At 45.8% G+C, this 5147-nt stretch carries 7 protein-coding genes; 2 read left to right on the forward strand and 5 right to left on the reverse strand.

The window, feature by feature from the left end:
• The 4 genes from PHW04_19050 to PHW04_19065 all read right to left on the reverse strand — a co-directional run.
• Nucleotides 1-475 (reverse strand): type II secretion system protein (locus PHW04_19050; GenBank protein ID MDD2717992.1); only part of this gene is annotated, 475 nt, incomplete at its 3' end.
• A gap of 392 nt (nt 476-867) precedes the next feature.
• Nucleotides 868-1401 carry a prepilin-type N-terminal cleavage/methylation domain-containing protein gene (locus tag PHW04_19055; protein MDD2717993.1) on the reverse strand — a complete coding sequence of 178 codons (534 nt, stop codon included), beginning with the start codon at nt 1399-1401 and terminating at the stop codon, nt 868-870.
• Nucleotides 1402-1489: 88 nt separating this feature from the next.
• Complete coding sequence (locus tag PHW04_19060; protein MDD2717994.1) at nt 1490-2113, reverse strand: hypothetical protein; 624 nt, start codon at nt 2111-2113, stop codon at nt 1490-1492.
• Nucleotide 2114: 1 nt separating this feature from the next.
• A complete protein-coding gene (locus tag PHW04_19065) occupies nt 2115-3590 on the reverse strand; it encodes a hypothetical protein (protein ID MDD2717995.1) in 1476 nt (491 codons plus the stop codon).
• Nucleotides 3591-3683: 93 nt separating this feature from the next.
• On the opposite strand from PHW04_19065, the gene PHW04_19070 reads away from it, so the two are divergent.
• A complete protein-coding gene (locus PHW04_19070; protein MDD2717996.1) occupies nt 3684-3905 on the forward strand; it encodes a hypothetical protein in 222 nt (73 codons plus the stop codon).
• Here the strand turns inward: PHW04_19070 and PHW04_19075 are convergent.
• Nucleotides 3835-4629 (reverse strand): GNAT family N-acetyltransferase, encoded by a 795-nt coding sequence (locus PHW04_19075; protein ID MDD2717997.1) that lies wholly within the window; start codon nt 4627-4629, stop codon nt 3835-3837. The genes PHW04_19070 and PHW04_19075 overlap by 71 nt on opposite strands.
• 45 nt (nt 4630-4674) lie before the next feature.
• Between PHW04_19075 and PHW04_19080 the strand changes: the two genes are divergently transcribed.
• On the forward strand, nt 4675-5016 hold the full coding sequence (locus PHW04_19080; protein MDD2717998.1) for a PAS domain-containing protein: 342 nt from the start codon (nt 4675-4677) through the stop codon (nt 5014-5016).
• Nucleotides 5017-5147 lie beyond the last annotated feature (131 nt).

The following is a 5147-nucleotide window of genomic DNA, read 5'->3' on the forward strand; positions in this document are numbered from 1 at the left end:
GCTTCGCATAATAAGCCCCGTCAGGCACATTGTAGTAATAATAACCGGTGGAAGAATCCAGGACCTTCTTGCGTCTGTCGATCTCCATATCAGAAGGTTTCAGCAAAGAAGCTTCCAGCAGATCCACCATGTACTTGATTCCGTTGGTCTGGATTTCAACCGTAGAAATGCCATAAGATGTGAGCTGAGGATATTCATTTGTGTATTTTTCCCAGGCCGGGAAAGCAGGCGTCGTGATTTCTTGCATAACCCCGCCGGTCAGGATGTCTCTGGTCCAGTAATGCATCTGCTGATAATTATAAAGTGCGGTCCTGATAAAAGAGACTGTAGACTTGACCTGCAGTTCTTCCTTCTTTTTCTGGCTGAATCCCGGGGCAGGAACCGCTAGCAGCGCCAGGATGGAAATTATCACTGACACCACCAGAATTTCCACCAGAGAGACTGCCAGGCGGTTGTTCAGCAACATTTTAATCAACTCCACTCCTTAAACCAATTTCATCATATTCTAACATATCCAGAGCAGTAAGAAAATCTGTTTTGGGGCGCTTCGGGAGTGCTTGGTGCAGGGTTACTAATCCCACTCCGCAGTGCAGAGCCACTTACAATTACTTTTGCTAGTGGCTCTCATCCCGAAACCAAAGGTTTCGGGGCGCTTCGGGGACTTAGAACCTCTTGCAAATTCTTTTTGTTAGAGGTTCTTGTCCAGACATGCGAGTCGTCGGAGTTCTAATCCCACTCCGCTGTGAAGAGCCACTTTCAAACTCCGTTTGTTAGTGGCTCTCATCCCAAAGCCAACGGCTTTGGGACGCTTCGGGGATAAGCAGCCGTAGCAAAATCCTTCACTGCGTTCAGGATTTTTAACGGCTGCTAAAATTCATGGTAATATGTCCCGTCGTCCTTTTTCAGGTCGATCGATTTGGGAAAGCGGATATCATAAACATCTGTGGGAGCATTATAATAAGTCTGTGTGAAAACCGCAGTGGCAACAGGCACATAGACTGCAGTGGCATATTGATTGGCAGAACCGTCAGGCATTGATACCTGCCTTGCTTTCTGACTGTCCATACTGCTCCACTTTCCTGTGACTGAATCCTTGATTTCCCAATCCCAGGGGGAATTGGTGACCGGATTTTTAGGGAAGCTTTTCAGGAGTCCGGACCCCACCAGAGTCCGATTCAACGCATCCATGGGTGTCTCGCCTTCCCTGATCTGTGGATAATGGCCGGTCTCCGCCTTGTAATCTTCCAGCGACTGCCGCAAATCGTCAAGAGTAGTGGTGACCTCGCTGGCCCTGCTGGTCTGAAACATCATTTCTCCGAGCGGTACTGAAATGCTTGCCAGCAGGCAGATGATCACTGTGGAAACTACAATTTCGATTAAAGTAAAACCTTTCCGCTTCATGCGAATAATTCTCCTAATCTAATTATATCCCATGAACTTACAGTAATCAAGTTAAAACCTGGTCTGGATTTGGTCTGGATTGCTTTTTTCAAATACTTGTCGTAAAAAAATCAATCACAGCAGGAAGCCTGGTTTTCAGATAGGAATTCAGGTTTTTCCTGGTTAAGGTTATTTGAAACTGCTGGAGCCCTTTTTCTCTCTGTCCGTTGATTATATATAATATACCCAATAATCCATGGAGATTGTCGGAAGTGTAATGAAGTTCCCGTGAGGATTTCAGATCCACTTTAGGATCAGAAAGGCCAAGACTTTCCAATTGCGCGATGGCCTCCTTGAAATTAGCGGTTCCTCCCTTTTTCGTGAGAGCTCCGGCCAGTCCGACTTTGGAATCTACGTCCATCGCCTTAATGCTCCTGAAAAAGCCGATCGCCTCATCCAGGGTGCCTTTTCTCAGAGCACACCAGCCAAGCCCTGTGAAAGCTTCGTCCTTGATCTTGTCAGTGGGGTCAGCCGACAGCAGACGATAAAAATAGACCTGGGCTTTATCTGTCTGATTTTTGATGAATGCCTGCCATCCATCATTGTCGTTCAACTGGATATCAACTGTCTCAGTATAATCACCGATTCCGCCCCCGCCAAAACAGCCGCTGAAGAAAATTAATAGAGAAATAGTGAAAACAACGGAAATAAACCTAAAAGGTTCCAATCTCATGTCAGTATATCTGATTGCTGTCAAGTTCATCAGCACCTACCAGGATTTGATAACTTCTGGAGATCGGGTTGTGGTTGGCGTCTTCGCCTGCAACAGTCGCTATATATCTTCCTGCAGCTATGGCTGTGAAGGCTGAATAATATGTAGCTGCGTCAAGAGAAGTCAGTTGATAGGATGAAACTGTACCTGCGGGGTCAGTCAGGGAAAGGCCTGAAAGCTGATCCCTCACCTTGAAGAAGAGAAAGATCTGCTCCCTGAGTATAGGATTGCTGAGATAGGTGAACTCATGTTCGCTGAAGCTGACCAGAATTTTCAACGTCCTGTCTGCATCTGCCTCCTGCTCCGGGCAGTTCATCAAAATCAACACTGTTTCATTTGCTTGAAAATCAAATGGTGGAGAAAATTGAGCGCCTCCATCGTATTGAATGTCCGCGTATGAATACAGCACATCGTTTCTAAAAAAGAGCATCCTGCCGCGCAGTTCGCTGCTCTTACCGGTAAAGTTTTCGAGAAACAGGCTGCAGTCCGGCCAGAAAGGACTCATCCGGATGCCTATTGGTTCATAACTTTTCAGGAGAATTTCGGTTGTCTGGATCGGAAAATCAAAATAACTTACAGCACAGCATTTCTGGAAATAATCGTTGGCTTTGGTGAAAATCAGCTGTGAAAATGACAGATAAAGATCGTCGAATTTTTTCCCGAGCGCACTTTCTATGGCAGTTCGCCCTGATTTTTCCTTGGTTTGAGTCAGTGTTTTGAGCAGAGTGCCTTGAGGATCGAAGTTGTCCTTGAGATATTTCATGAACAGGAAGCATTTGCCAAGAAATTCCCTGGTAATCCTGGAGGAAAACAGCGACGTGCATGTATTGGAATATGCCTGAAGAAATGAGATGGGATAACCCTCTTGAACAACAAGGCATGAATACTGCGCCAGGCCCTGTACCAGAAATTGCATCTTGTCCGGACAATAATTCCAGGCCACCATTTCGACATAAGCAGCTCCGATCTGCCGCTTGGTTTCATCAGACTGATGTACGAAGTAATCATAATCTATATAGATGATTTCACGCTGATTGCTGTTGCTGTACCCGGCTTCAGCGGGGTCGTGTTCGTTCACCTGATCGAAAAAAGCTTTATATACATTGCTGGAGTCCGTGACTCTTGTAAAAAGCAGTACTTCAAGGCTGTCCTTGTCCACATCAGGAGGATCGCCATACTTGTCCCTGATTGCCGGAACCACCTGGGTTTCAAAAAAAGCTGTCAGCTGATCCTCTGCAGTTTTATCGGATCCGATGTTCGTATCCACATAAAGCGCCGCATGGGCACTGATATTTCTGCAGCGGGCACTGACACTTTCATAACCCTGGGTATCATGATTTTTCTGGAAAAACTGGTGCACATCGCCTACTGCGTCGGCAAAAGCAGGCGGTGCCGGCATCGCCAGATATATGAAAATAATCATGAAAATCTTCTTCATCTATATTGATTATCGGTATAGGGAACAGTAGGCTGAAGCTCAGACGGTTAAGTGGTCAGGAGTCAGCTTTAATCTGCTGTGCGATATGTTTTTATGTTTGATTTGTTTGAGATGGATCTGAAAACCATCATTCTCGGTTCCGTGATGGGCCTTCTGGGAACAGGATATTTCATCTACGGTAAAAAGGCTGAGAATTTCACGGCTCTGGGAGCTGGAGTTCTGATGATGGCAATTCCGTTTTTCGTCACGTCCTTCTGGGCTCTGCTGCTCTGTTTCGGCCTGTGCCTGGCGCTTCCTTTTTACCTGAAGTTCTGAATTTTCTGAATTCAATTCCACCTGCATTTCCAGGTTTGAAACCGCAGTAGCCTGAAGCGAGCAGTTTTTTCTGTTCAGTAAGATTGATCGAAGACAAAACAACACCGGGTCTTTCAGTCAACAATTTTTCTCGCTTGTCCCTGAAAAAAATGTAGCGCTGCTTGCCGCTGAATTTATCTACCAGCGCCCTGATCTTTAACCCGCAGGCGAACATGGCTCTGAGGCTTTGCAGGTTGGCTGGACTGCAGAGAGCAGCTGTCATGCATCTGTCCGGAACATTTGAATATTTCATGGCCAGTCTCATCAGCTTGAGCCCCAGGCCGTTTCCCCTGTAAGCAGGTATCACAACCGCGCTCTCCAGCTGAGCGATTTTTTTCAGGTCCGCCGTACCGACCCCCAGGTCGATTCCAAGATTGCCGGGATCGTTTCCCGGAAAGAATACTGCAAAGTAAGCAACCAGCTTGTTTCCATCAATTGCGCCAATCACAAATCCGTGATTTTCCCTGAACCATGAACGGATAAATTCAGCCGAATCAGGCTGGAAAATGTTCCTGTCTTCAAGTATTTTCACTGCCTGTTCCTGAATCTTCAGAATCTTCAGAGACCATTTCTGATCCAGGCGAATCACCTGAAGACAAATTTCCCGATTCCGCTCATTTCTTTTATGAATCCGCCACTGGGTAACTGTTTTCTCAAAATCGAATCTTTTTTTTATCAGACTCATCTTTAGTATAATATCAGAATTCTGATTTTCAGTTAAGGAGAAAACATGGAGAAACATTCCTGGGTCAAGGATTTTTCAGTTGCTGTAACTGTCTGCGATACCAGAGGGACCATTCTTGAGATGAACGAAAAAGCCTGCCGGACGTTTGAGAAGTACTCGGGGGGAAATCTGCTCGGAGCTGATCTTTTCGACTGCCATCCGGAACCTGCCAGGACAAAACTGAAGGAACTGATGAAGTCCAGGGCCGCAAATATCTATACTATTGAAAAAAATGGTGTGAAAAAACTGATTTACCAGGCTCCCTGGTTTTCAGAGGGTGAGTTTTCCGGATATGTTGAAATGTCTCTGGAAATACCGTTTGAAGTGCCGAATTTTGTTCGAAAATAGTTAAAATGCAATCTTGAAGACCAGTTTTTTCACCTGCAGAGGTTCTGATACAGCCAGGCATGGCTGATGAGCATCCCAGGGGTAGAAAACAGCAAATTCACCGGTTCTGAGTATCAGTTCAGTGCAATTTT

This window comes from Candidatus Wallbacteria bacterium (genome assembly GCA_028687545.1).
In the GTDB taxonomy this organism is placed as follows: Bacteria; Muiribacteriota; JAQTZZ01; order JAQTZZ01; family JAQTZZ01; genus JAQTZZ01.

Bases quoted from the DNA above. Each gene is read 5' to 3' on its own strand.
- PHW04_19055 (MDD2717993.1), bottom strand. From the start codon at position 1,401: ATGAAGCGGAAAGGTTTTACTTTAATCGAAATTGTAGTTTCCACAGTG.
- PHW04_19060 (MDD2717994.1), bottom strand. From the start codon at position 2,113: ATGAGATTGGAACCTTTTAGGTTTATTTCCGTTGTTTTCACTATTTCT.
- PHW04_19065 (MDD2717995.1), bottom strand. From the start codon at position 3,590: ATGAAGAAGATTTTCATGATTATTTTCATATATCTGGCGATGCCGGCA.
- PHW04_19070 (MDD2717996.1), top strand. From the start codon at position 3,684: ATGTTTGATTTGTTTGAGATGGATCTGAAAACCATCATTCTCGGTTCC.
- PHW04_19075 (MDD2717997.1), bottom strand. From the start codon at position 4,629: ATGAGTCTGATAAAAAAAAGATTCGATTTTGAGAAAACAGTTACCCAG.
- PHW04_19080 (MDD2717998.1), top strand. From the start codon at position 4,675: ATGGAGAAACATTCCTGGGTCAAGGATTTTTCAGTTGCTGTAACTGTC.